The sequence below is a fragment of the Pseudomonas sp. JS3066 genome, from assembly GCF_036328175.1.
Taxonomy (GTDB): Bacteria; Pseudomonadota; Gammaproteobacteria; order Pseudomonadales; family Pseudomonadaceae; genus Metapseudomonas.
In genome coordinates, this window is sequence record NZ_CP143312.1 from 4,205,328 (window position 1) to 4,228,829 (window position 23,502).

General features: G+C 61.4%; 23 protein-coding genes. 5 read left to right on the forward strand and 18 right to left on the reverse strand.

The window, feature by feature from the left end:
• Positions 1-116 precede the first annotated feature (116 nt).
• A complete protein-coding gene (locus tag SA496_RS19830) occupies positions 117-530 on the forward strand; it encodes a quorum-sensing-regulated virulence factor family protein (RefSeq protein ID WP_120654891.1) in 414 nt (137 codons plus the stop codon).
• A gap of 227 nt (positions 531-757) precedes the next feature.
• The gene (locus SA496_RS19835) at positions 758-1,837 is read left to right on the forward strand and encodes an LOG family protein (protein ID WP_153920839.1); all 1,080 of its coding nucleotides are present in this window, start codon (positions 758-760) and stop codon (positions 1,835-1,837) included.
• Between the two features lie 78 nt (positions 1,838-1,915).
• Here the strand turns inward: SA496_RS19835 and recX are convergent, their stop codons facing one another.
• The 3 genes from recX to SA496_RS19850 all read right to left on the reverse strand — a co-directional run bounded on the left by recX (position 1,916) and on the right by SA496_RS19850 (position 4,031).
• A complete protein-coding gene (gene recX / locus SA496_RS19840; protein WP_120654889.1) occupies positions 1,916-2,377 on the reverse strand; it encodes a recombination regulator RecX in 462 nt (153 codons plus the stop codon).
• Between the two features lie 7 nt (positions 2,378-2,384).
• Positions 2,385-3,431, reverse strand: a complete 1,047-nt coding sequence (gene recA / locus SA496_RS19845; RefSeq protein WP_120654888.1) for a recombinase RecA — start codon at positions 3,429-3,431, stop codon at positions 2,385-2,387.
• 87 nt (positions 3,432-3,518) lie between these two features.
• Positions 3,519-4,031 (reverse strand): CinA family protein, encoded by a 513-nt coding sequence (locus SA496_RS19850; protein ID WP_120654887.1) that lies wholly within the window; start codon positions 4,029-4,031, stop codon positions 3,519-3,521.
• Between the two features lie 70 nt (positions 4,032-4,101).
• Between SA496_RS19850 and mutS the strand changes: the two genes are divergently transcribed.
• Both mutS and fdxA read left to right on the forward strand, forming a co-directional pair.
• Positions 4,102-6,675, forward strand: a complete 2,574-nt coding sequence (mutS, locus tag SA496_RS19855; RefSeq protein WP_330114345.1) for a DNA mismatch repair protein MutS — start codon at positions 4,102-4,104, stop codon at positions 6,673-6,675.
• Between the two features lie 140 nt (positions 6,676-6,815).
• A complete protein-coding gene (gene fdxA / locus SA496_RS19860; RefSeq protein ID WP_120654885.1) occupies positions 6,816-7,139 on the forward strand; it encodes a ferredoxin FdxA in 324 nt (107 codons plus the stop codon).
• 530 nt (positions 7,140-7,669) lie between these two features.
• Here fdxA and rpoS read toward each other — a convergent pair.
• The 8 genes from rpoS to SA496_RS19900 all read right to left on the reverse strand — a co-directional run bounded on the left by rpoS (position 7,670) and on the right by SA496_RS19900 (position 14,839).
• Positions 7,670-8,674, reverse strand: coding sequence for an RNA polymerase sigma factor RpoS (gene rpoS / locus SA496_RS19865; protein WP_120654884.1), 1,005 nt, complete (start codon positions 8,672-8,674; stop codon positions 7,670-7,672).
• Positions 8,675-8,781: 107 nt separating this feature from the next.
• Positions 8,782-9,684 carry a peptidoglycan DD-metalloendopeptidase family protein gene (locus SA496_RS19870; RefSeq protein ID WP_256661054.1) on the reverse strand — a complete coding sequence of 301 codons (903 nt, stop codon included), beginning with the start codon at positions 9,682-9,684 and terminating at the stop codon, positions 8,782-8,784.
• Positions 9,685-9,816: 132 nt separating this feature from the next.
• A complete protein-coding gene (locus SA496_RS19875; RefSeq protein ID WP_174235610.1) occupies positions 9,817-10,452 on the reverse strand; it encodes a protein-L-isoaspartate(D-aspartate) O-methyltransferase in 636 nt (211 codons plus the stop codon).
• 41 nt (positions 10,453-10,493) lie between these two features.
• Complete coding sequence (gene surE, locus SA496_RS19880; RefSeq protein ID WP_120654882.1) at positions 10,494-11,243, reverse strand: 5'/3'-nucleotidase SurE; 750 nt, start codon at positions 11,241-11,243, stop codon at positions 10,494-10,496.
• On the reverse strand, positions 11,231-12,289 hold the full coding sequence (gene truD / locus SA496_RS19885) for a tRNA pseudouridine(13) synthase TruD (RefSeq protein WP_153920837.1): 1,059 nt from the start codon (positions 12,287-12,289) through the stop codon (positions 11,231-11,233). Before truD ends, surE begins: the two co-directional genes overlap by 13 nt.
• Positions 12,286-12,759 carry a 2-C-methyl-D-erythritol 2,4-cyclodiphosphate synthase gene (gene ispF, locus SA496_RS19890; RefSeq protein ID WP_120654880.1) on the reverse strand — a complete coding sequence of 158 codons (474 nt, stop codon included), beginning with the start codon at positions 12,757-12,759 and terminating at the stop codon, positions 12,286-12,288. The genes truD and ispF overlap by 4 nt, the downstream gene beginning before the upstream one ends.
• A gap of 53 nt (positions 12,760-12,812) precedes the next feature.
• Positions 12,813-13,658, reverse strand: a complete 846-nt coding sequence (gene fghA / locus SA496_RS19895) for an S-formylglutathione hydrolase (RefSeq protein WP_330114346.1) — start codon at positions 13,656-13,658, stop codon at positions 12,813-12,815.
• Positions 13,659-13,726: 68 nt separating this feature from the next.
• Positions 13,727-14,839 carry an S-(hydroxymethyl)glutathione dehydrogenase/class III alcohol dehydrogenase gene (locus SA496_RS19900; RefSeq protein WP_120654878.1) on the reverse strand — a complete coding sequence of 371 codons (1,113 nt, stop codon included), beginning with the start codon at positions 14,837-14,839 and terminating at the stop codon, positions 13,727-13,729.
• Between the two features lie 102 nt (positions 14,840-14,941).
• Between SA496_RS19900 and SA496_RS19905 the strand changes: the two genes are divergently transcribed.
• Positions 14,942-15,856 carry a LysR substrate-binding domain-containing protein gene (locus SA496_RS19905; protein WP_120654877.1) on the forward strand — a complete coding sequence of 305 codons (915 nt, stop codon included), beginning with the start codon at positions 14,942-14,944 and terminating at the stop codon, positions 15,854-15,856.
• Here the strand turns inward: SA496_RS19905 and ispD are convergent.
• From ispD to accA, 7 genes are all read right to left on the reverse strand, one after another.
• Complete coding sequence (ispD, locus tag SA496_RS19910) at positions 15,832-16,542, reverse strand: 2-C-methyl-D-erythritol 4-phosphate cytidylyltransferase (protein ID WP_120654876.1); 711 nt, start codon at positions 16,540-16,542, stop codon at positions 15,832-15,834. The two genes, SA496_RS19905 and ispD, sit on opposite strands and share 25 nt — an antisense overlap.
• Positions 16,539-16,823, reverse strand: coding sequence for a cell division protein FtsB (gene ftsB / locus SA496_RS19915; RefSeq protein ID WP_077527690.1), 285 nt, complete (start codon positions 16,821-16,823; stop codon positions 16,539-16,541). Before ftsB ends, ispD begins: the two co-directional genes overlap by 4 nt.
• Positions 16,824-16,986: 163 nt before the next feature.
• Positions 16,987-18,276 carry a phosphopyruvate hydratase gene (gene eno, locus SA496_RS19920; protein WP_120654875.1) on the reverse strand — a complete coding sequence of 430 codons (1,290 nt, stop codon included), beginning with the start codon at positions 18,274-18,276 and terminating at the stop codon, positions 16,987-16,989.
• A 144-nt stretch (positions 18,277-18,420) separates the two neighbouring features.
• Complete coding sequence (gene kdsA / locus SA496_RS19925) at positions 18,421-19,266, reverse strand: 3-deoxy-8-phosphooctulonate synthase (RefSeq protein WP_120654874.1); 846 nt, start codon at positions 19,264-19,266, stop codon at positions 18,421-18,423.
• 3 nt (positions 19,267-19,269) lie between these two features.
• Positions 19,270-20,901: a CTP synthase gene (locus tag SA496_RS19930; RefSeq protein ID WP_120654873.1), complete on the reverse strand. Its 1,632-nt coding sequence runs from the start codon at positions 20,899-20,901 to the stop codon at positions 19,270-19,272.
• 173 nt (positions 20,902-21,074) lie between these two features.
• Positions 21,075-22,391, reverse strand: coding sequence for a tRNA lysidine(34) synthetase TilS (tilS, locus tag SA496_RS19935; protein ID WP_330114347.1), 1,317 nt, complete (start codon positions 22,389-22,391; stop codon positions 21,075-21,077).
• 69 nt (positions 22,392-22,460) lie between these two features.
• Positions 22,461-23,411, reverse strand: a complete 951-nt coding sequence (gene accA, locus SA496_RS19940; protein WP_120654871.1) for an acetyl-CoA carboxylase carboxyl transferase subunit alpha — start codon at positions 23,409-23,411, stop codon at positions 22,461-22,463.
• Between the last annotated feature and the right edge of the window lie 91 nt (positions 23,412-23,502).

A 23,502-nucleotide genomic window follows, 5' to 3' on the forward strand; every position in this document is an offset into this window, starting at 1 on the left:
GAGGCGTCGTAACGCACCGTCGACCGGACGACGCAGATTTTTCACGCGACAAGCCCCGCCTGCGAACGCACAATTGCCGCGCTGGTCAAACAGCTACTTTTCGTTAGGAGATTTCCATGCTGCGCCTCACTGCCCTCGCCCTTTGCGCGACCCTGCCATTGTTCGCCCAGGCCGCCTCACTGAAGGACTACGAGCTCAGCAAGATGCTCGATAAAGTGGCCAAGGAGAGCAGCGCCGGTACGCCGCGCGCGATCAACGAGGACATCCTCGACCAGGGCTACACGGTGGATGGCAACGAACTGGTGAATCACCTCAGCGTGCGTGAGGCCCATGCCGCCCAGATGCGCGCAAATCCCGATGCCGTGCGCGCACAACTAGGTGCGAGCGTTTGCCGCAACACCGGCTACCGTCAATTGCTGGCACGTGGCGCAGGCCTGCGCTATGAGTTCAGCGAGTACAAGACCAATCGCCCGGTGACTTCCGAGCGCTTCACCGCCAAGGACTGCGGCCTCAAGGCCAAGACCAACTAATCGTTTCTGCGGCGCTCCCCAGTTCGGAGCGCCTTCTCCTTCCCCTATGTGCAGCCGACGCGCTGCGCCATGCTCCAGAGCTTGGCCTCCCTACATTCAGGCGGAGGTCGGCTGGAAAAGATTCGTTCCCTGCCGCAAGCTGTAGTTGAGCGGCTCGACTGGGTCGCCCGGATTCCGGACACAGCCAGCAGAGCGGCTCAGAGAAGTCGATGAGCAAGGAGAATGCTATGCCCTATGATCCGGACGATTATCTCTCCCGGCACTTCCAGACCAGTGGAATCGACCTGACCCAGAAAGTCGATGAGCTGATCAACCTTACCGTTCCCAGCGGCAGCCCCAACCTCGCGCTCTACCGCGAAATGCTGATTACCGTGGTGCGCATGGCGCAGGCCGACCGCAACCGTTGGGACGCCAAGATCATGCTGCAGACTCTGCGCGAAATGGAGCACGCCTTCAGCGTACTAGAGCAGTTCAAGCGGCGTCGCAAAGTCACCGTGTTTGGCTCAGCGCGAACCCCTGAGGGGCACCCCGTCTACACTCTGGCCCGCCAGTTGGGCGCTGAACTGGCCAAGCGCGACCTGATGGTTATCACCGGTGCAGGCGGCGGCATCATGGCCGCAGCCCATGAAGGTGCTGGGCTGGAAAACAGCCTTGGACTGAATATCACCCTCCCTTTCGAACAACATGCCAACACTACGGTCGATGGCACCGAACATTTGCTGTCGTTCCACTTCTTCTTTGTACGCAAGCTGTTCTTCGTCAAGGAAGCCGATGCGCTGGTGCTATGCCCAGGTGGTTTCGGCACGCTGGATGAAGCGCTGGAAGTGCTTACCCTGATCCAGACTGGCAAGAGCCCGGTCGTGCCAGTGGTGTTGCTGGACGAGCCGGATGGTAGCTATTGGGAAGACGCCATCGGATTCCTCCACGAGCAACTGGAACGCAACCGCTACATCCTGCCCAGCGACATGAACCTGATGCGTCTAGTGCGCAATGCCGACGAAGCCGCAGCAGAAATCGCGCAGTTCTACCGCAACTACCACTCCAGCCGCTGGCTGAAGAACAGCTTTGTGATTCGCATGAATCATACGCTCAGCGGACGGGCCCTCGACCAGATTCGGGAGCAGTTCGCAGACCTATGCCTGGAGGGCGATTTCAGTCAGCAAGCGTATCTAGAGCCGGAGAAGGATGAGCCGGAGTTCAGTGAGCTCATTCGCCTGGCATTTCGCTTCAATGGCCGTGACCACGGTCGCCTGCGCGAGCTGATCGACTTCATCAACCTGCCGCAACACTGGGCCAGCAAAGTCTGATCCGCCAAGCACAACCAATCCCATCCAGCGACCAGCCATGCGCGACCGCGCATGGCTCAAGGCTGCCCTTATGGAACGTCAGTCGTCGGAACTACCGCGCAGGAGACGGCTGATCATCTCCATGGAATAGCCACGGTAGGTGAGAAAGCGGCCCTGCTGAGCACGCTCGCGGGCGTCCTGGGGCTGCCGATTGAACTTACGACGCCAGACCTCGCGCAGCTGTTCGTTCCAGTCGATATCAGCCTCGCGCAGGGCCAGGTCGATATCGCTTCGTGGAAGACCGCGCTGGGCCAGCTCTTCGCGAATGCGTTGCGGCCCATAGCCGCCGCGGGCGCGGCTGGCGATGAAGCTTTCGAGATAGCGGGATTCGGAGAGCAGGCCCTCTTCCGTCAAACGGTCGAGGGCACTGTCGATCAACTCAGGAGGGGCGCCGCGCTGACGCAGCTTACGCGTCAGCTCGAATCGCCCATGCTCGCGCTGCGCCAGTAGGTCCATGGCGGCCCGCCGCACTGCGGCGGAGTTGTCGAGCACTACAGGCATAGGAGGATCAGAGGTCTACGTCGGCCAGATCGTCAACTGTGGCAGCCGACTTGGTGTTGGCGGACGAGTCGACCAGCAGCTTCTCGCGGATGATCTTCTCGATGGCGCTAGCAACTTCCGGGTTGTCTTCCAGGTACTTGGCGGCATTCGCCTTGCCTTGGCCGATCTTGTTGCCCTGGTAGCTGTACCAGGCACCGGACTTCTCCACCAGGCCCTGCTGCACACCCAGGTCGATGATCTCGCCGGTGCGGTAGATGCCTTTGCCGTACATGATCTGGAATTCGGCCTGGCGGAAGGGCGGAGCCACCTTGTTCTTCACAACCTTGACGCGGGTTTCACTGCCCACGACTTCCTCACCCTCTTTCACCGCGCCGGTGCGGCGAATGTCGAGGCGCACGGAGGCGTAGAACTTCAGGGCGTTACCGCCAGTGGTGGTTTCCGGGTTGCCGAACATCACACCAATCTTCATACGAATCTGGTTGATGAAGATGACCAGGCAGTTGGCGTTCTTGATGTTGCCGGTAATCTTGCGCAGTGCCTGGGACATCAGGCGCGCTTGCAGACCAACGTGGGAGTCACCCATTTCGCCTTCGATTTCGGCCTTGGGTACCAGAGCGGCCACGGAGTCGACGATGATCACGTCAACGGCGTTGGAGCGCACCAGCATGTCGGTGATTTCCAGGGCTTGTTCGCCAGTATCCGGTTGGGAAACCAGCAGATCGTCGACATTCACGCCGAGCTTGCCGGCGTAGTCCGGATCCAGGGCATGTTCGGCGTCGACGAAGGCGCAGGTAGCGCCCATTTTCTGGGCTTCGGCGATGACGGAGAGGGTCAGGGTGGTCTTACCGGAAGATTCGGGACCGTAGATTTCTACGATACGTCCCTTCGGCAGGCCGCCAATACCAAGCGCGATGTCCAGGCCCAGGGAACCGGTAGAAATAGCCGGGATAGCCTGGCGGTCATGGTCGCCCATGCGCATGACCGCGCCCTTGCCGAACTGTTTCTCGATCTGGCCCAGGGCAGCAGCCAAGGCGCGCTTCTTGTTCTCGTCCATTGAAGTCCTCACTAAAATCAAGAGGGCCTGGCGGCCACCAACAACTGTATAAGTAGACAGTATTATTCCATAGGGCAAGTCGCTCGCCTACCCCTGAACGGCTTTTTCTCCTGCAGCTAGTCGGATCAGTCCCTTGAGCGCTTCCGCAACAGTTTGTCGGCGCACGGCCAGGCGATCGCCCGGAAAGTGGCGGCGTACAGCCTCGACATCCCTTCCATTCCCCCACGCCAACCAGACCGTACCGACCGGTTTATCCGGCGAGCCACCATCCGGTCCGGCCACACCGCTGACCGCTATGGCGAAACGTGCGCCGCTACGCTGCTGGGCGCCATGCACCATTGCCTCGACCACCTCTCGGCTGACCGCTCCCACCTGCGGAAACAACTCCATCGGCACCGCGAGCTGCTCGGTTTTCTGCGTATTCGAGTAGGTGACATAGCCCGCCTCGAACCAGGCGGAGCTACCCGGAATACGGGTGATCGCTTCGGCGATGCCACCGCCGGTACAGGACTCTGCGGTGGTTACCGACTCACCACGCGCCTTTAGCTCCTCTCCCAGCCTGGCGGCCAGGGAAGTCAGCTCTTCATCGGTAACGGACATGTGCACTCCGGGGTTAAAGCGGGCCAGCGGGATACCGTACACTAGCGCCTTTTGCACGCAAGGCCAGCCAATGAGTCAGAGCGATCTCAGCGAACACACCCCGATGATGCAGCAGTACTGGAAGCTGAAAAATCAGCACCCGGACCAGCTGATGTTCTATCGCATGGGCGACTTCTACGAGATCTTCTATGAGGACGCCAAGAAAGCCGCCAAGCTGCTCGACATCACCCTGACCGCACGCGGCCAATCGGCAGGCAAGTCGATTCCCATGGCCGGCATCCCTTTCCACTCGGTGGAAGGTTACCTGGCCAAACTGGTGAAGCTTGGTGAGTCCGTAGTCATTTGCGAACAGATTGGCGACCCCGCCACCAGCAAAGGCCCGGTGGAACGCCAGGTGGTTCGTATCATTACGCCAGGCACCATCAGTGACGAAGCGCTATTGGATGAACGCCGCGACAACCTGCTCGCTGCCGTGCTCGGCGATGAGCGTCTGTTCGGCCTCGCAGCTCTGGACATCACCAGCGGGCGCTTCACCGTGCAGGAAATCAAAGGCTGGGAGAACCTGCTGGCTGAACTGGAGCGTCTCAACCCTGCCGAGCTGCTGATACCGGACGACTGGCCCCAGGGCCTGCCGGCCGAAAAGCGCCGCGGCGTACGCCGTCGTGCCCCCTGGGACTTCGACCGCGATTCGGCAAAGAAGAGCCTCTGCCAGCAGTTCGGAGTTCAGGATCTCAAGGGCTTCGGTTGCGAAACGCTGACCCTTGCAATTGGCTCGGCCGGCTGCCTCCTGGGCTATGCGAAGGAGACGCAGCGCACCGCCCTGCCCCACCTACGCAGCCTGCGCCACGAGCGCATCGACGACACCGTCATCCTCGATGCTGCCAGTCGCCGCAATCTGGAGCTGGACGTGAACCTGGCCGGGGGCCGAGACAACACCCTGCAATCAGTGATCGACCGCTGCCAGACCGCAATGGGCAGCCGCCTCCTGAGTCGCTGGCTGAACCGCCCACTGCGCGACCGTGCCGTCTTGGTTGCCCGGCAGGACGCCATCGACTGTCTGTTGGATCGCTATCGTTTCGAAAGCCTGCAGCCGCAGCTGAAGGAGATCGGCGACGTCGAACGTATCCTCGCCCGAATCGGCCTGCGCAATGCGCGCCCCCGTGACCTGGCCCGCCTACGCGACGCCCTCGCCGCCCTGCCGCAACTGCAAGGCGCGATGACTGAACTGGAAGCTCCGCACCTGCAGGAGCTGGCAGGCAGTATCCGCACCTATCCGGAACTGGCCGACCTGCTGGCTCGCGCCATCATAGAAAACCCGCCAGCTGTCATTCGTGACGGTGGCGTGATCAAGACCGGCTACGACGCTGAACTGGACGAACTGCAGGCACTTAGCGAGAACGCCGGCCAGTACTTGATGGATCTGGAAGCGCGGGAAAAGGCCCGTACCGGCCTACCCAACCTCAAAGTCGGCTACAACCGCATCCACGGTTACTTCATCGAGCTGCCGCGCGTGCAAGCCGAACAGGCACCTGCGGACTACATTCGCCGCCAGACCCTGAAGGGCGCCGAGCGTTTCATCACGCCAGAACTGAAAGCCTTCGAAGACAAGGCGCTATCGGCCAAGAGCCGCGCCCTGGCACGGGAGAAGATGCTCTACGACGAGCTTCTGGAACTGCTGATCGAACAGCTGGCACCGCTGCAGGATACTGCCGCCGCCCTGGCTGAGCTGGATGTGCTGAGCAACTTCTCCGAGCGGGCGCTGAACCTCGACCTGAACCGACCACGCTTCGTCGACGAACCCTGCATGCGCATCAACCAAGGCCGTCACCCGGTGGTGGAACAGGTACTGGACACCCCCTTCGTGGCTAACGACCTGGCCCTGGATGACGCCACCCGCATGCTGATCATCACCGGCCCGAACATGGGCGGTAAATCGACCTACATGCGCCAGACCGCACTGATCGTGCTGCTCGCCCACATCGGTTGCTTCGTGCCGGCGGCCAGTTGCGAGCTGTCGCTGGTGGACCGCATCTTCACCCGCATCGGTTCCAGCGACGACCTGGCTGGCGGCCGTTCCACCTTCATGGTGGAGATGAGCGAAACCGCCAACATCCTGCACAACGCCAGCGCAAGCAGCCTGGTGCTGATGGACGAAGTGGGTCGCGGCACCAGTACGTTCGACGGTCTCTCGCTGGCATGGGCGGCAGCCGAGCATCTGGCCCAACTGCGTGCCTTCACCCTGTTCGCCACCCACTACTTCGAGCTGACCGTTCTGCCTGAAGCTGAACCGGTGGTAGCGAACGTCCATCTGAATGCCACCGAGCACAAAGAGCGCATCGTATTCCTGCACCATGTGCTGCCGGGCCCGGCAAGCCAGAGCTATGGCCTGGCGGTAGCGCAATTGGCAGGCGTCCCCGGCGGAGTGATCCAGCGCGCCCGCGAGCATCTGGCGCGGCTGGAAACCACCAGCCTGCCTCATGAAGCTCCGCGGCAGGCCCCCGGCCAGCCAAGCGCGCCAATGCAGAGCGACCTGTTCGCAAGCCTGCCGCACCCGGTGCTGGACGAATTGGCGAAGATCAAGCCGGATGATCTGACGCCTCGGCAGGCGCTGGAGCTGTTATATACACTGAAGTCACGCATCTAACCCCTTAACCGCACAAGCTGCTAGAATCCCGCGCGCTCTGGAGTGCACCCGGGAATCAGCCTACCCGGTACCGTGAGTTCCCGAGCCGAGAAGCCGGATATAGAAGGCTTCCGAGCCGCCGCTTGAGGAGAAGAATAGAAATGACCTTCGTCGTCACCGACAACTGCATCAAATGCAAATACACCGACTGTGTGGAAGTCTGTCCGGTGGACTGCTTCTACGAAGGCCCGAACTTCCTGGTCATTCACCCGGACGAGTGCATCGACTGCGCACTGTGCGAGCCCGAATGCCCGGCGCAAGCCATCTTCTCCGAGGATGAAGTGCCTGAGGACATGCAGGAGTTCATCGAACTGAACCGTGATCTGGCCGAAGTGTGGCCAAACATCACCGAGAAGAAAGAAGCCTTGGCCGACGCCGAAGAGTGGGATGGTGTCAAAGGCAAGCTGGAGCATCTGGAGCGCTGATTCGTCTGCGCATCCAAACGCAAAAAGGCCCGCATCTGCGGGCCTTTTGCTTTCCTGCGGGCGAAAAAAGGGGCGGGGGATACCCGCCCACTCTTTTGTCCCTATTCCCTGTATTCCTTGCTCATCATCCTGATGAATCGCATCCCGCGATGTCCCTGGTCGACGTCCTTATCAACCCGCGTACATCCTGTACGCAAGAGTGATATTAGTGATCCGGGAGCACAGAGCAAGTTGGCAGGTTGCCGCACAGACGACCAAGCCAGTTCAATGTAAAAAAATAAATTTCTTATTAATCAATAAGTTAAAAATTCTCCTATCAGATTCTCACCAATCACGAGCAGCAACCTCCTCTAATCACGCACATAGCGTGTAAGCAATGACTTACACCGCAACGCACAAAAGAGGACTTCGTTGATCCGTGAAACACGCCTTCAAGCCCGACTCCAGTCACAGCATCAGGCCGTTCTATTCCTCCACTCCGACCATGAAAAAGCCCGGCCTAAGCCGGGCTCTTTCGCTTTGCTCCAGGTTTACTGGAACAGGGCATCGCTAGACAAACCGTTCTTCTCCAGGATCTCCCGAAGCCGTTTCAGTGCTTCGACCTGGATTTGCCGCACCCGCTCACGGGTCAGGCCGATCTCCTGGCCCACTTCCTCGAGCGTGCAGCTTTCATGACCGCGCAATCCGAAGCGGCGAACAACCACTTCTCGTTGCTTGTCGGTAAGTTCGGACAGCCACTGGTCGATGCTCTGCGAGAGATCATCGTCCTGCAACAGCTCGCAGGGGTCGGTGGGTCGATCATCGGTCAGTGTGTCCAACAGAGTCTTGTCGGAATCCGGACCGAGGGAAACGTCCACGGAAGTCACCCGCTCGTTGAGACCGAGCATGCGCTTGACCTCGTCAACAGGCTTTTCCAGCAGATTGGCGATTTCTTCAGGCGAAGGCTCGTGATCCAGTTTGTGGGTCAACTCACGTGCGGCTCGCAGATAGACATTGAGCTCCTTGACCACATGGATCGGCAGGCGGATGGTCCGGGTCTGGTTCATGATGGCCCGTTCAATGGTCTGACGGATCCACCAGGTCGCATAGGTAGAGAAGCGGAAGCCTCTCTCCGGATCAAACTTCTCCACAGCCCGGATCAAACCGAGGTTGCCCTCTTCGATCAAGTCGAGCAGCGACAAACCGCGGTTGACGTAACGTCGTGCGATCTTCACTACAAGGCGGAGGTTACTTTCGATCATGCGCTTGCGCCCGGCAGGATCACCACGCTGCGCAAGGCGCGCGAAGTGCACTTCTTCTTCCGGGGTTAGCAGGGGGGAAAAACCGATTTCGTTGAGGTACAGCTGAGTCGCGTCTAGCGCGCGGGTGTAGTCGATATACTTGTGTTGCTTTGGTGAGGTTGAATGCCGGGATTTTGCGGTAGGCAGAGGCGCGTCGTTCTCCTCGCTCAACGCATCATCCAATATGACGCCCGGCTCCAGAAGGAGCAGTTCGTCATCGACGTCAAACTCCGGCGCTTCTTTATTGAGTGCCATTGTTGTTGTCCCTTGCTGAGTTCGACAACAAGCCCTGGCGAAGCCTTATATCCCTGGCGCCGCCCGAGCCCGTCCTTACCACGTGGTGGAACGGGCTGAATAACGGGTCAACGACGTGGCAGGTATTGCAGCGGATCTACAGGCTTACCCTGACGGCGAATTTCAAAATGAAGCTTCACCCGGTCAGTTCCCGTTGAGCCCATCTCGGCAATTGTCTGCCCGACCTTGACCTGCTGTCCCTCCCGCACCAGCAGCCTGCGGTTATGACCGTAGGCGCTTACGTAGGTATCGCTGTGCTTGATGATGACCAATTCGCCGTAGCCCCGTAATCCACTTCCGGCATAAACAACTGATCCATCTGACGCAGCCAAGACAGGCTGGCCTAATTCCCCAGCGATATCAATCCCTTTATTCAAACTGCCGTTTGACGAAAAACGGCCGATCAAAGGCCCACTCGCGGGCCATACCCAACCGGCTGCAGAGCGCGTAATAGACGCGTTCTGGGTAGATACAGGTGCAGTCGCGACCGGTTGCGGTGCTTGCGATTGGGGGCGGACAGCCGGTTGCTGGGGCTGCACGGGCGGGCGGGTCGAAGTAGCGCTACTACCCGTTCTTGAATTGGTCACCACGGGCGCGGTAGCGACCGTTGTCGGACGAGCCTGGCTAGGTTGGCCATCGAAACGGATGATCTGGCCGGGACGAATCACGTAGGGTGCAGGAATGCTGTTGCGCGCTGCCAGGGCTTTCCAGTCCCAGCCAAAGCGAAACGCTATGGAATAGAGGGTGTCGCCGCGCTGGACGCGGTACTGGCCGCTGGTGACGGGTTGTCGCTGTGGCGCGGAAGTCGCCCCCGAATGATTGCGATCGACGATGCTGACACCATCTTTCTGGGTACTGGAGCAGCCGGCAAGCAGAATGCCGACGGCCAAAACGGGCAACCAGGTGAGCCCATTCCCCACGCGAATCCACTGCCGAATGGCCTTCAGGCTCACTCTTGTCCCCTTTCCCAACATTCGAAGGTCTTGATCATTGTGCCGGAAATATCCGGACGAGCCAGTCGCCTGCCGCACAAAGTACTGCAGGAAGGCCGCTTGGCGGTGCATCAGAAAGTTGCCCTAGACGCAGGTTCCCTGAAATCGGCCTCAGGCGAGCGGGCCACTGAGCAGCGGCACGAAGCGTACGGCGTCGAGCACATGGCGAGTGAATCCCTGCTCCTCGCGAACGATCAGCATCAATTGCTGGACATCGCCCGCACCCACCGGAATCACCAGACGCCCACCGGGAGCCAGTTGATCCAGCAGCGCCTGGGGAACATCCGCCGCCGCCGCCGTCACGATGATGCCGTTGTAAGGCGCCAGCGCTGGCCAGCCTTCCCATCCATCGCCCCAGCGGAACACCACATTGCGCAGGTTGAGAACCGCCAGACGTTCCTTGGCCTTGTCCTGCAGGACCTGAATGCGTTCAACGGAAAACACGCGCTCGACCAGCTGCGCGAGGATTGCGGTCTGATAGCCCGAGCCGGTACCAATCTCCAGCACCTTGTCCAGCGGTCCCGCAGCCAGCAGGAGCTCGGTCATCCGAGCGACCATATAGGGTTGCGAGATGGTCTGGTTGTGGCCGATCGGCAGCGCAGTGTCCTCGTAGGCGCGATGGGCCAGGGCCTCATCGACGAACAGGTGACGCGGTGTCCGGCGAATGGTTTCGAGCACACGGGCGTTGGACAGCCCTTCCTCGTACAGACGCTGGATAAGGCGTTCGCGAGTGCGCTGGGAGGTCATGCCAATCCCACGGCGCATCAGGTCATCCTGTTCCCGGGACATCAGAGCAGGCCCTCCAACCAGCTATCGAGGCCCTGGAAGGCCTCATTGAAAGTCCGATCGAGCTGCAGGGGTGTGATGGACACATAGCCCTGCATCACTGCATGGAAATCCGTACCGGGCCCGCCGTCTTCAGCGTCACCGGCCGCTGAGATCCAATATCCCTCCTTGCCCCTGGGGTTGACCACCTTTACCGGTGCGGCAGCACGTGCGCGATGGCCCAGGCGGGTCAGTTGGATACCCCGGATGCGCTCGAGCGGCAGATTGGGAATGTTCACATTGAGCACGGTGCGCGGCGGCAGGTCGAGCTGATCATGCGCAGCCACAAGCCGGCGCGCGATGTGCGCGGCGGTGGGCAGGTTGTCGGCCTGGCGCGACAGCAGCGAGAAGGCGAACGCGGGCAAGGCGAGGAAGCGCCCTTCCAGAGCCGCGGCCACGGTCCCCGAATAGAGCACGTCATCGCCCAGGTTGGCGCCGAGGTTGATCCCCGAAACCACCATGTCAGGCAATTGCTCGAGCATGCCGTTGAGCCCGAGGTGGACGCAGTCGGTCGGCGTGCCGTTGAGGCAGATGAAACCGTTGTCCAGCGTACTGGGGTGAAGCGGGCGGTCCAGGGTCAGGGAACTGCTGGCGCCGCTCTTGTCCTGGTCCGGTGCGATGACCACGCAGTCGGCGTAATCCTTGAGCGCACCATGCAAAGCGGCCAGACCGGGTGCATTCACCCCGTCGTCGTTGGAAATCAGAATGCGCATGGGTTTTCCGTCTGCCCTGTCGGCAGCAGATCGACGAGCTCACGCACCACTGCGGTGGCGAAGCATCCAGCCGGCAGGACGAATTCCAGTTGCAGAACGTCAGGCTCGGGATAATGCCACGTCAGGCCGCCGATGGGGAGGCGGAGGATGCGCCGTTCGTGCGCCATTCCCGCTTCGGCCAACCAGTGGCAAAGTGCCGGCTCCGCCGCGGCAATCGCCGCTTCCAGCATCTGAGGCTGACCTTGAGCAGGCGATGCGCCCTCTCCCCACAGCGGCCCGGTCGGATGCAGATCCAGCTCGGCCAGACGGGGGTCGCTGCACTCGGCCTCGCCTGCAGGGAAGAAGCTGCGACTGGTGGTGAAAGCGAGCAGATCACCAACTTGAGCCCGGTTCCAGGTACCGGCAGCAATACGCTCGGCCAACACCCGATTGAAGAGAAAGCTGCGACCTGCCGAGAGCAGCCGCGAACGAAGATTGCGCTGCACCGGCAGTTCCTTGCGCTCAGCAAAGGCGCGGGCGTCAACCACGTTTCCACCGCCATGACCAAAGCGCTGCAGGCCGAAATAGTTGGGCACCCCGGCCTCGGCCAGTTGCTTGAGTCGCGCGTCCAGTGCTTCTCGATCAGCAACCAGGTGGGTCAGGCGCAGGGTGAAGCCATTGGCCGAATGGGCCCCGCGTTGCAGCTTGCGCTTGTGACGGACGATCTTGAGTATCCGCAGATTGGCGTTCTCAGCGGCAGACAGGTCCGGATCAGCCTTGCCCGGCAAGTGCAGGCTGAACCATTGGCGGGTCAACGCCTGACGGTCCTTCAGCCCGGCATAGCTCACCACTTTCAACGGCACGCCGGCAGCCCGGGCAATGCGCCGCGCGGCTTCCTCGGTGTTCAGCTCACGCTTCTCCACCCAGAGCCAGAGGTGCTCGCCCTCACCCTCCAGCGGAATGTCCAGCACTTCGTCGACCTGGAAATCCTCTGCCACGGCCTTCAGTTGTGCCTGCCCGAGGGGCTCACCATGGGCGCGCGGGCCCAGCAGTTCGAGCTCGTTCATACCGGTAGCAGCAGGGCAACCGCGTGTACGGCGATGCCCTCCTCACGCCCTGTGAAACCGAGCTTCTCGGTAGTGGTGGCCTTGACGTTGACGTGGTCCAGGTCGACCTCCAGATCGGCTGCAATATTGGCGCGCATGGCCTCGATATGTGGTGCCATCTTCGGCGCCTGTGCAACGATGGTTCCGTCGACATTGCCGACTTTCCAGCCCTTGGCTTTCACCAGGGAGAGCACATGACGCAGCAGCGCACGGCTGTCAGCACCCTTGAACTGTGGGTCGGTATCAGGGAAGTGCTTGCCGATGTCGCCCAGCGCGGCTGCGCCAAGAAGGGCATCGGCCAATGCATGCAGCAGCACGTCGCCGTCGGAATGGGCAATGAGCCCGAACTTGTGGGGTATGCGCACGCCGCCGAGGGTGATGAAGTCGCCTTCACCGAAGCGGTGTACATCGTAGCCGTGGCCAATTCGCATAGAGAAGAACGCCCTGAAAAGTCAGGGCGTGATTCTACCCATTTTGCAGACGCTTAGCCCTTGAGGGCCTCGGCGTGATGCTTCAGGTGGTCGCCAATGAAACTGGCAATGAAGTAGTAGCTGTGGTCGTAGCCAGGTTGCAGGCGCAGAATCAGCGGGTGCCCGGCTGCATTGGCTGCTGCCTGCAGGGCTTCGGGCTTGAGCTGATTGGCAAGGAAGTCATCACGGTCGCCCTGGTCCACCAGGATCGGTAAGCGCTCGTTAGCCTCGGCCAGCAACACGCTGGCATCCCACTCGCGCCAGCGGGCTCGGTCGTCACCCAGATAGCGACTGAATGCCTTTTCGCCCCAAGGGCAGGCCATAGGATTGCTGATAGGGGCGAACGCCGACAGCGACTGATAGCGCCCCGGATTGCGCAGCGCGCAAACCAATGCGCCGTGGCCTCCCATCGAGTGGCCGCTGATACCGCGCTTCCCAGACACAGGGAAGTTGGCCTCGATAAGCGCGGGCAACTCGTGCACCACGTAGTCATGCATGCGGTAGTGACGTGCATAGGGCTCCTGGCTGGCATTCAGGTAGAAGCCGGCGCCAAGACCGAAATCCCAGGCATTGTCTGGATCAGCAGGTACATCTGCGCCACGTGGACTGGTGTCCGGCGCAACGATGATCAGCCCCAGCTCCGAGGCCAGGCGCTGCGCGCCGGCCTTCTGCATGAAGTTCTCATCGGTGCAGGTCAGCCCCGACAGCCAGTAGAGCACTGGCAACTTTCCACCTTGTTCCGCCTGGGGCGGCAGGTAGACCGCGAACACCATCTCGCAGTTGAGACTGGTCGAGCGGTGACGGTAGCGCTTGTGCCAGCCGCCGAAGCTCTTGTTGCTGGAAACGATCTCAAGAGTCATGGAGCGATCTCCGTCAAAGCCGGGCGCCCGAAGCTGAAGGCCTTGCCTGCCTCGGGCTGCCCGCCTGATTAGTAGTGGACGACCGAGCGGATGCTCTTGCCTTCGTGCATCAGGTCGAAGGCCTTGTTGATGTCGTCCAGCCCCATGGTGTGGGTGATGAAGGTATCCAGCGGGATTTCACCCTTCTGTGCCTTGTCCACATAACTCGGCAACTCGGTACGCCCCTTCACGCCGCCAAAGGCCGAACCGCGCCACACACGACCGGTCACTAACTGGAACGGACGGGTGCTGATCTCCGCACCAGCCGGCGCTACGCCGATGATGACGGACTCGCCCCAACCCTTGTGGCAACACTCGAGCGCCGCGCGCATCAGGTTGACGTTACCGACGCACTCGAAGCTGTAGTCGACGCCGCCATCAGTCATTTCGACGATGACGTCCTGGATCGGCTTGGCATGGTCCTTCGGATTGACGAAATCGGTGGCACCCAGTTCTCGGGCCACATCGAACTTCTCCGGGTTGATGTCGATGGCGATGATGCGCGATGCCTTCGCCATCTTGGCGCCAATGATCGCCGCCAGACCGATGCCGCCCAGACCGAAGATGGCCACTGTGGCGCCCTCTTCTACCTTGGCGGTGTTGAGCACAGCGCCGATGCCGGTGGTCACGCCGCAACCCAGCAGGCAGACCTTCTCCAGCGGAGCTTCCTTCGGGATCTTCGCCAGGGAGATTTCCGGCAGCACGGTGTACTCGGAGAAGGTGGAGCAGCCCATGTAGTGGTAGATCGGCTGACCGTTGTAGCTGAAACGGGAAGTGCCGTCCGGCATCAGACCCTTTCCCTGAGTGGCACGTACTTTCTGGCACAGGTTGGTCTTGCCGGATTTGCAGAACTTGCACTCGCGGCATTCGGCTGTGTAGAGCGGGATGACGTGATCACCCACCGCCAGCGAGGTAACGCCCTCGCCCACCGCTTCGACGATGCCGCCACCTTCATGGCCAAGGATGCAGGGGAACACGCCTTCGGAGTCGGCGCCGGACAGGGTATAGGCATCGGTATGGCAAACGCCCGTTGCCACGATCCGAACCAGGACTTCGCCGGCCTTGGGCGGCGCGACGTCGACTTCGACGATCTGCAGCGGCTGGTTGGGCGCAAAGGCCACAGCGGCACGGGACTTGATCATGGTCATTCTCCTGCTGATTGAAATGGCCAAGGAGTGTAGTTGAGGCGCCAATGGGAAATAATCGACCACAAAGCAAAACTTTATTGCTGTGGAGGGATAATGATGAGTCGTTGGGAAGGCCTGGACGAATTCGTCGCCGTTGCCGAAACCGGCCAGTTCACCGCTGCGGCGGATCGCCTGGGTATTTCGTCATCCCATGTCAGCAGGCAGATCGCCCGACTCGAAGAACGCCTGCAGACACGCCTGTTCTATCGAAGTACCCGGAAGGTAGCCCTTACCGAGGCCGGACAGACCTTCCTGCAGCACTGCCAACGCCTGATGGATGCACGCGAGGAAGCGCTTCGAGCAGTGAGCGACCTCGCCAGCGAACCCAAGGGCTTGCTGCGCATGACCTGCGCGGTGGCCTATGGCGAACGGTTCATCGTGCCACTGGTCAACGAGTTCATGGCACGCCATCCACAGTTGCGCGTGGACATCGAATTGAGCAATCGCACCCTGGACCTGGTGCATGAAGGACTCGACCTGGCGATACGCCTGGGCCGTTTGCAGGATTCGCGGCTGGTGGCGACGCGCCTTGCGCCGAGGGTCATGTACCTCTGCGCAGCGCCTTCCTATCTGGAGCGTTATGGTCGCCCGCACAGCCTCTCGGAGTTGGCGCGGCACAACTGCCTGATTGGCAGCGCGGACCATTGGGATTTCCTCCAGCAAGGGCGCGAGCATGCGATCAGGGTCCAGGGCAACTGGCGCTGCAACAGTGGCCAGGCCGTGCTAAATGCGGCGCTGCGGGGGTTCGGCCTATGCCAGTTGCCCGACTATTACGTGCTGGAGCATCTGCGTAGCGGTGCGTTGGTGTCGCTGTTGGAACAACACCGCCCGCCGAACACGGCGGTCTGGGCACTTTATCCACAGCAGCGGCACCTCTCGCCAAAGGTGCGGCAACTAGTGGACCTACTGAAGGCTGGGCTGGCCGAACGGCCGGAATATGCGACGGATCAGACGCGTGTCGACCAACGCTGACGCAGCCAGTCGAGATCTTCGGGACGGGTGATCTTGAGGTTGTCGGCGCGACCCTCTACCAGCCTGGGCGCGTTGCCGGCCCACTCCATGGCAGAGGCTTCGTCGGTGATGGCAACACCTGCTACCAAGGCATCAGCCAGCGCCCGGTGCAGGGCACCGAAGCGAAACATCTGTGGCGTGTATGCCTGCCAGATCAGGCTGCGGTCTACGGTTTCCGCTACCCGGCCATCGGCGCTTGCACGCTTCAAGGTGTCCCGGGCCGGCACGGCCAGCAGGCCACCCACCGGGTCATCAGCCAACTCTGCCAGCAGCAGGTCAAGATCGTAGCGCGACAGGTTCGGTCGCGCCGCATCATGCACCAGCACCCAGTCGTTGGCTCGGGCGCCGTGCTCGGCCAGCCGCAACAAAGCGCTGAGCACCGAATCCGAGCGCTCCTTGCCGCCATCGGCACGGATGATGCGCTCGTCGGTGGCGCAGGGCAGCGTTGGCCAGTAGGGATCGTCGACCGAAAGGCTGACTACCAGTCCCTTGAGCTGTGGATGATCCAGGAAGCAGTCGAGGCTGTGCTCGAGAATGGTTCGCCCGGCGAGTTCGAGATACTGCTTGGGACGGTCGGCGCGCATGCGGGCACCGACACCGGCGGCAGGAATCACCGCCCAGAAAAAGGGGATATCGGCCTGGTTCATTCGGAAATCTGGTAGAGGGTTTCGCCTTCCTTGACCATACCCAGCTCGTGCCGGGCACGCTCTTCGACGGTCTCCATACCCTTTTTCAGCTCCATCACTTCCGCTTCCAGAATGCGGTTTCGCTCCAGCAGGCGTTCGTTCTCGCCTTTCTGTTCGGCAATCTGGTGTTGTAGATCCTGGACCTGCGCCAGGCTACCGTCGCCCACCCAGAGGCGATACTGCAGGCCCGCCAGCATCAGGATCAGGACAACGAACAACCAGTAAGTGTTAGGGCGAGTCATTTTGCCAGGGAGTATCCATGCGAAAAGGGCAGCTTGCGCTGCCCTTCTACCAGTCCCTGCCGGCTGGGCAGGTTGAAATCAGGTGATAACGCGCAGTTTACATGAAGTAAAGAGGCATTCAGCGGCTGATTTCAACCCGGCCTGACCGATTGCAGCTGCGGACTTAGCCGCGGAACTCGGCACGGCCACGGTACGGCGCTTTCTCGCCCAGTTGCTCTTCGATACGCAGCAGCTGGTTGTACTTGGAAACGCGGTCGGAACGGCACAGGGAGCCAGTCTTGATCTGACCGGCGGCGGTGCCTACGGCCAGGTCGGCGATGGTGCTGTCCTCGGTCTCACCGGAACGGTGGGAGATCACCGCGGTGTAGCCGGCAGCCTTGGCCATCTGGATGGCTTCCAGGGTTTCGGTCAGGGAGCCGATCTGGTTGAACTTGATCAGGATCGAGTTGGCAATGTTCTTCTCGATGCCTTCCTTGAGGATCTTGGTGTTGGTCACGAACAGGTCATCACCTACCAGCTGAACCTTGGTGCCGATCTTGTCGGTCAGGTCTTTCCAGCCGGCCCAGTCGGACTCGTCCATGCCGTCTTCGATGGAGATGATCGGATAACGCTGGGTCAGGCCAGCCAGGTAGTCGGCGAAGCCTGCAGCGTCGAACACTTTGCCTTCACCGGCGAGGTCGTACTTGCCTTCCTTGAAGAATTCGCTGGAGGCGCAGTCCAGAGCCAGGGTCACGTCAGTGCCCAGCTTGTAGCCTGCATTGGCGACAGCTTCGGCGATCGCGGCCAGGGCGTCTTCGTTGGAAGCCAGGTTCGGAGCGAAGCCGCCTTCGTCACCGACGGCGGTGTTCAGGCCACGGGCCTTCAGCACGGCTTTCAGGTGGTGGAAGATCTCGGCGCCCATGCGCAGGGCGTCGGCGAAGTTCTTGGCGCCAACCGGCTGCACCATGAATTCCTGGATGTCGACGTTGTTATCGGCATGCTCGCCACCGTTGATGATGTTCATCATCGGTACCGGCATGGAGTACTGACCGGGAGTGCCGTTCAGGTCGGCAATGTGGGCGTAGAGCGGTACACCCTTGGCCTGGGCAGCGGCCTTGGCGGCGGCCAGGGACACGGCGAGGATGGCGTTGGCGCCCAGCTTGGCCTTGTTCTCGGTACCGTCCAGCTCGATCATGGCGCGGTCGAGGGCTTTCTGGTCAGCAGCGTCCTTGCCCAGCAGCAGGTCGCGGATCGGGCCATTGATGTTGCCCACAGCTTTCAGTACGCCCTTGCCCAGGTAACGGCTCTTGTCGCCATCACGCAGTTCCAGTGCCTCGCGGGAACCGGTGGAAGCACCGGACGGCGCGCAAGCGCTGCCGATGATGCCGTTCTCGAGGATCACATCGGCTTCCACGGTGGGGTTGCCACGGGAGTCCAGAACCTCGCGGCCCTTGATGTCGACGATCTTTGCCATTGTTGTTAGCACTCCAAAAGTTGACGAAAACGCTCAGCAGAAAGTGAGGCAATTCGCCGGGCCTCGGGGTCGGCTGACCCGGCGAACGTCCTGACCGATCGGTCAGATTGTGCCCACGCGGCACTTTACCGGAGATCGGCCCGTTCAGGCAGTCTCGATCGGCGGAAAACTCTTGACCAGGTCGTCCAGCTGCTTGAGCTGGGACAGGAAGGGTTCGAGTTTGTTCAGGCGCAAAGCGCAGGGACCATCGCACTTGGCGTTGTCCGGGTCCGGATGGGCTTCAAGGAAGAGGCCCGCCAGCCCCTGGCTCATGCCGGCCTTGGCCAGGTCGGTGACCTGGGCACGGCGGCCGCCAGCGGAGTCGGCACGGCCACCCGGCATTTGCAGGGCGTGAGTGACGTCGAAGAAAACCGGGTACTCGAACTGCTTCATGATGCCGAAGCCGAGCATGTCCACGACCAGGTTGTTGTAGCCGAAGGAGGAACCACGCTCGCAGAGGATCAGACGATCATTACCGGCTTCCTCGCACTTGGTGAGGATGTGCTTCATCTCGTGGGGTGCAAGGAACTGGGCCTTCTTGATGTTGATCACCGCACCGGTCTTCGCCATCGCGACCACAAGGTCGGTTTGGCGAGACAGGAAGGCCGGCAGTTGGATGATGTCGCAAACTTCAGCCACCGGAGCTGCCTGATAGGGCTCATGGACGTCGGTGATCACCGGCACGCCGAAGGTCTTCTTCACTTCCTCGAAGATCTTCATGCCCTCTTCCAGGCCCGGGCCGCGGAAGGAGTTGATCGAGGAGCGGTTGGCCTTGTCGAAACTGGCCTTGAACACGTAAGGGATACCGAGCTTCTCGGTCACCTTGACGTACTCCTCGCAGACCTTCAGGGCGAGGTCGCGGGACTCCAGCACGTTCATACCGCCGAACAGCACGAAGGGCTTGTCGTTGGCAATCTCGATGTTACCGACGCGGACGATCTTCTGCGCCATGGCTCAGGCCTTCTTCGCTTTCTGCGCCAAGGCGGCGTTGACGAAGCCGCTGAACAGCGGGTGGCCATAACGCGGCGTGGAGGTGAACTCCGGGTGGAACTGGCAAGCCACGAACCACGGATGATCCGGAGCTTCGACCACTTCTACCAAGGCACCGTCGCCAGAGCGGCCAGTGACCTTCAGGCCGGCTTCCTGCAATTGTGGCAGCAGATTGTTGTTCACTTCGTAGCGGTGGCGATGGCGCTCGACGATCTCGTCCTTGCCATAGCAATCGTGTACCAGCGAGCCATTTTCCAGCTGGCACGCCTGGGCGCCAAGGCGCATGGTGCCACCGAGGTCAGAGGCTTCAGTACGGATTTCGGTGGCACCAGTGGCGTCTTCCCACTCGGTGATCAGGCCCACGACCGGGTGGCCGCTGGACTTGTCGAATTCGGTGGAGTTGGCATCGGTCCAGCCCAGCACGTTACGGGCGTACTCGATTACCGCCACCTGCATGCCGAGGCAGATGCCGAGGTAGGGAATCTTGTTCTCGCGGGCAAAGCGCACGGTGGAGATCTTGCCTTCCACGCCGCGCAAGCCGAATCCACCCGGAACCAGGATGGCGTCAACACCTTCCAGCAAGCTGGTGCCCTGGGTTTCGATGTCTTCGGAGTCGATGTAGCGCAGGTTCACCTTGGTGCGACTCTGGATGCCGGCGTGGCTCATCGCTTCGATCAGCGACTTGTACGCGTCCAGCAACTCCATGTACTTGCCGACCATGGCGATGGTGACTTCCTTCTCGGGATTCAGCTTGGCATCCACCACGCGATCCCATTCGGAAAGGTCGGCACTGCCGCATTGCAGGCCAAAACGCTCGACGACGAAATCGTCCAGGCCCTGGGCGTGCAGCACAGACGGGATCTTGTAGATGGTGTCGACGTCCTGCAGGGAGATCACCGCGCGCTCTTCAACGTTGGTGAACAGGGCGATCTTGCGACGGGAGGACAGGTCGACGTCATGGTCGGAACGGCAGACCAGAACATCAGGCTGCAGGCCAATGGAGCGCAGCTCCTTAACCGAGTGCTGGGTCGGCTTGGTCTTGGTCTCGCCAGCGGTGGCGATATACGGAACCAGGGTCAGGTGCATCAGCATGGCGCGCTTGGCGCCCACTTCCACACGCAGCTGACGGATGGCTTCAAGGAACGGCTGGGATTCGATGTCACCAACGGTGCCGCCGATTTCCACAAGGGCCACGTCCGCGCCGGCGGCTCCCTTGATGATGCGGTGCTTGATCTCGTCGGTGATGTGCGGAATCACCTGGATGGTCGCACCCAGGTAGTCACCACGACGCTCCTTGCGCAGCACGTCGGCATAGACGCGGCCGGTGGTGAAGTTGTTGTTCTGGGTCATGGTGGTGCGCACGAAGCGCTCGTAGTGGCCCAGATCGAGGTCGGTCTCGGCGCCGTCCTCGGTCACGAAGACTTCGCCGTGCTGGAAGGGGCTCATGGTACCCGGATCGACGTTGATGTACGGATCGAGCTTGAGCATGGTGACCTTCAGTCCCCGCGCTTCCAGAATGGCGGCCAAGGATGCCGAGGCGATGCCTTTCCCCAAAGAAGAAACAACACCGCCCGTGACGAAGATGTAGCGCGTCATGAAAAACCCTAGAAGTCTGCGTTTAGGCGGAAAGCCGCCGGGGAAAGCGATGAAGGGCTATGGCCTTCAACCATGGAGCGCCGCTGGGGCGCTGCTTCAAAAGCAACAACCGCCGATTCCGAAGGAATCAGCGGAAGCTATGTAAGACGGGAGCGTAGTCTACCGGAAAGACCCTACCAGCTCAAACCTTGGTCATTCGTCGGTGGCATCCAGCGCAGTTGCCCGTCGCCCGCTCCCGGACGGTCCAGCCCCGAAAGGTTGGCGACGGCCAGCAACTCGCCGTCGACAAACAACAGCGGCAATCGGCCGCGGACAAAAGCAGGCAGACGAGCTTCGTTAAGCAGCCGTTTGAGATCGCGACGCCCTCGCCCCGGCAGTTCCAGCACCTCACCTCCCCGGCGATAGCGGACTTCGAGCCTGCCGGCCGGCGGCTCACCCAGCAGGCTCAACCTGCCGTTGCCAGGCAGTTCGAGCGGCAGAGCAGGGTCGGCCCACGAAAAATCGCACTCCGGCGCCGCCAGCCACTCCCCGGACAGCCACCACAACCGTCCGTCGGCACGATGCAGCTCCCCCATCGCAAGGCGCCAGATCGGAGTTGTATCGACGGCGGCATCGCGGAGGTCTTCCCATCCTGCCCAGTGGTTGCTGTCCGGAAGCGTCGTCAACTGTGCGAGCCAGTAACGCAAGGCATTGCGCTGTCGTGGCGGCGATAACGACGCCAGCGCGCCCAGCTCCAGGGACGGCAGTGGCAGCCATGGGAAATCGCTGCCAACTTGGGCACGTTCCAGATCAGCCTCGGCCAACTCACCCAGCAAGCCCTCTGCCTCAGCCATGTGCTCCGCGCTACGGAACAGGCTTTCCGTCACCCTAGGCCAGCGAGACTGCAGCAGCGGGAACACATCGCGACGGAGAAAGTTGCGAGCGAGCGAAGTGTCTGAATTGCTCGGGTCCTCCACCCACTCAAGTCCTTCAGCGCGGGCATAGGCTTCCAGCTCGGCACGGGACGCTTGCAGCAATGGCCTGACCAGGCTACCCAGGCCCAGAGGTCGGCATTGCGGCATACCGGCCAGTCCGCGCACGCCAGCACCTCGGAACAGACGGAAAAGAAGCGTTTCGGCTTGGTCGTCCCGATGCTGTGCGCTGAGCAGCACGTCCCCGGCGCCCATTTGCCCGATGAAAGCGGCGTAGCGTGCGTCCCGCGCAGCGCGCTCCAGGCTCGGCCCGGTATCAACGGTTACCCGCAGCACCGTGAGCGGCACGCCCAATGCGTCGCAGGCCCGTTGGCAGTGGTTTGGCCAGGCATCGGCCGCGGCCTGCAGGCCGTGATGCACATGGATGGCGGATAGCGGCGGCAAGGATTCGCGAATGGCGAGGCGCGCCAACATATGCAGCAGGACAGTGGAATCGAGCCCGCCGGAAAAGGCGACGCGCCAGGCCGGCGCGTGGCGCCAGGACGCCAGGTTCGTCAGAAGGCGGGACTCGAGGGACATGGACGGCTCAAAAAGAAATCGGGCCCCAAGCATAAAGCCGGGGCCCGATCTTTACAGCCTGAAGCGGGATCAGGCTACGCCGTAGCTCATCAGTCGATCATAACGACGAGCCAGCAGATCCTCGTTACTGAGCTTCTGCAGGGTCTTCAGTTGCTCGGAGAGCTCCTTGCGGATCGACTCGGCCGCAGCGGCCGGATCGCGGTGCGCGCCGCCCAGGGGCTCGGCGATCACCTTGTCGACGATACCCAAGCCTTTCAGGCGTTCGGCAGTGATGCCCATGGCTTCAGCTGCGTCCGGCGCTTTCTCGGCCGTTTTCCACAGAATGGATGCGCAACCTTCCGGCGAAATCACCGAGTAGGTGGAGTACTGCAGCATGTTCAAGCGGTCGCAGACACCAATGGCCAGCGCGCCGCCGGAACCACCCTCGCCAATCACGGTGGCGATGATCGGGGTCTTCAGGCGGGCCATGACACGCAGGTTCCAGGCGATGGCTTCGCTCTGGCCGCGCTCCTCGGCATCGATACCCGGGTAGGCACCGGGGGTATCGATGAAGGTGAGGATCGGCATCTTGAAGCGCTCGGCCATTTCCATCAGGCGGCAAGCCTTGCGGTAGCCCTCCGGGCGCGGCATGCCGAAGTTGCGGCGAACCTTCTCGCGCACTTCACGGCCCTTCTGATGGCCGATGACCATGACCGGCTCATCGTTCAGACGGGCGATACCGCCAACGATCGCGGCGTCGTCGGAGAAATGACGATCCCCGTGCAGCTCGTCGAACTCGGCGAAGATGTGCTCGATGTAGTCAAGGGTGTAGGGCCGGCGCGGATGGCGCGCCAGCTGGGCGATCTGCCAGCTGCTGAGATTGCCGAAGATGCTTTCGGTGAGCGCACTGCTCTTCTCCTGCAGGCGCGAAATCTCGTCGGTGATATTCAGGGCGTTGTCGTTACCGACCAGACGCAGCTCCTCGATCTTGGCTTGCAGATCGGCGATGGGCTGTTCGAAATCCAGAAAGTTCGGGTTCATAGGCTTCCGTCGTGCGCTTGGGGCCAGGCGGCTGGTTCCATTTGGCGCCCTACCTTAAGGGATCGGGCGCGTTCGGGTCGAGATCAAATCG

Coding starts and splice junctions, on each gene's coding strand:
- SA496_RS19830 (WP_120654891.1), top strand. CDS start 117: ATGCTGCGCCTCACTGCCCTCGCCCTTTGCGCGACCCTGCCATTGTTC.
- SA496_RS19835 (WP_153920839.1), top strand. CDS start 758: ATGCCCTATGATCCGGACGATTATCTCTCCCGGCACTTCCAGACCAGT.
- recX (WP_120654889.1), bottom strand. CDS start 2,377: ATGCCTGTAGTGCTCGACAACTCCGCCGCAGTGCGGCGGGCCGCCATG.
- recA (WP_120654888.1), bottom strand. CDS start 3,431: ATGGACGAGAACAAGAAGCGCGCCTTGGCTGCTGCCCTGGGCCAGATC.
- SA496_RS19850 (WP_120654887.1), bottom strand. CDS start 4,031: ATGTCCGTTACCGATGAAGAGCTGACTTCCCTGGCCGCCAGGCTGGGA.
- mutS (WP_330114345.1), top strand. CDS start 4,102: ATGAGTCAGAGCGATCTCAGCGAACACACCCCGATGATGCAGCAGTAC.
- fdxA (WP_120654885.1), top strand. CDS start 6,816: ATGACCTTCGTCGTCACCGACAACTGCATCAAATGCAAATACACCGAC.
- rpoS (WP_120654884.1), bottom strand. CDS start 8,674: ATGGCACTCAATAAAGAAGCGCCGGAGTTTGACGTCGATGACGAACTG.
- SA496_RS19875 (WP_174235610.1), bottom strand. CDS start 10,452: ATGACCTCCCAGCGCACTCGCGAACGCCTTATCCAGCGTCTGTACGAG.
- surE (WP_120654882.1), bottom strand. CDS start 11,243: ATGCGCATTCTGATTTCCAACGACGACGGGGTGAATGCACCCGGTCTG.
- truD (WP_153920837.1), bottom strand. CDS start 12,289: ATGAACGAGCTCGAACTGCTGGGCCCGCGCGCCCATGGTGAGCCCCTC.
- ispF (WP_120654880.1), bottom strand. CDS start 12,759: ATGCGAATTGGCCACGGCTACGATGTACACCGCTTCGGTGAAGGCGAC.
- fghA (WP_330114346.1), bottom strand. CDS start 13,658: ATGACTCTTGAGATCGTTTCCAGCAACAAGAGCTTCGGCGGCTGGCAC.
- SA496_RS19900 (WP_120654878.1), bottom strand. CDS start 14,839: ATGATCAAGTCCCGTGCCGCTGTGGCCTTTGCGCCCAACCAGCCGCTG.
- SA496_RS19905 (WP_120654877.1), top strand. CDS start 14,942: ATGAGTCGTTGGGAAGGCCTGGACGAATTCGTCGCCGTTGCCGAAACC.
- ispD (WP_120654876.1), bottom strand. CDS start 16,542: ATGAACCAGGCCGATATCCCCTTTTTCTGGGCGGTGATTCCTGCCGCC.
- ftsB (WP_077527690.1), bottom strand. CDS start 16,823: ATGACTCGCCCTAACACTTACTGGTTGTTCGTTGTCCTGATCCTGATG.
- eno (WP_120654875.1), bottom strand. CDS start 18,276: ATGGCAAAGATCGTCGACATCAAGGGCCGCGAGGTTCTGGACTCCCGT.
- kdsA (WP_120654874.1), bottom strand. CDS start 19,266: ATGGCGCAGAAGATCGTCCGCGTCGGTAACATCGAGATTGCCAACGAC.
- SA496_RS19930 (WP_120654873.1), bottom strand. CDS start 20,901: ATGACGCGCTACATCTTCGTCACGGGCGGTGTTGTTTCTTCTTTGGGG.
- tilS (WP_330114347.1), bottom strand. CDS start 22,391: ATGTCCCTCGAGTCCCGCCTTCTGACGAACCTGGCGTCCTGGCGCCAC.
- accA (WP_120654871.1), bottom strand. CDS start 23,411: ATGAACCCGAACTTTCTGGATTTCGAACAGCCCATCGCCGATCTGCAA.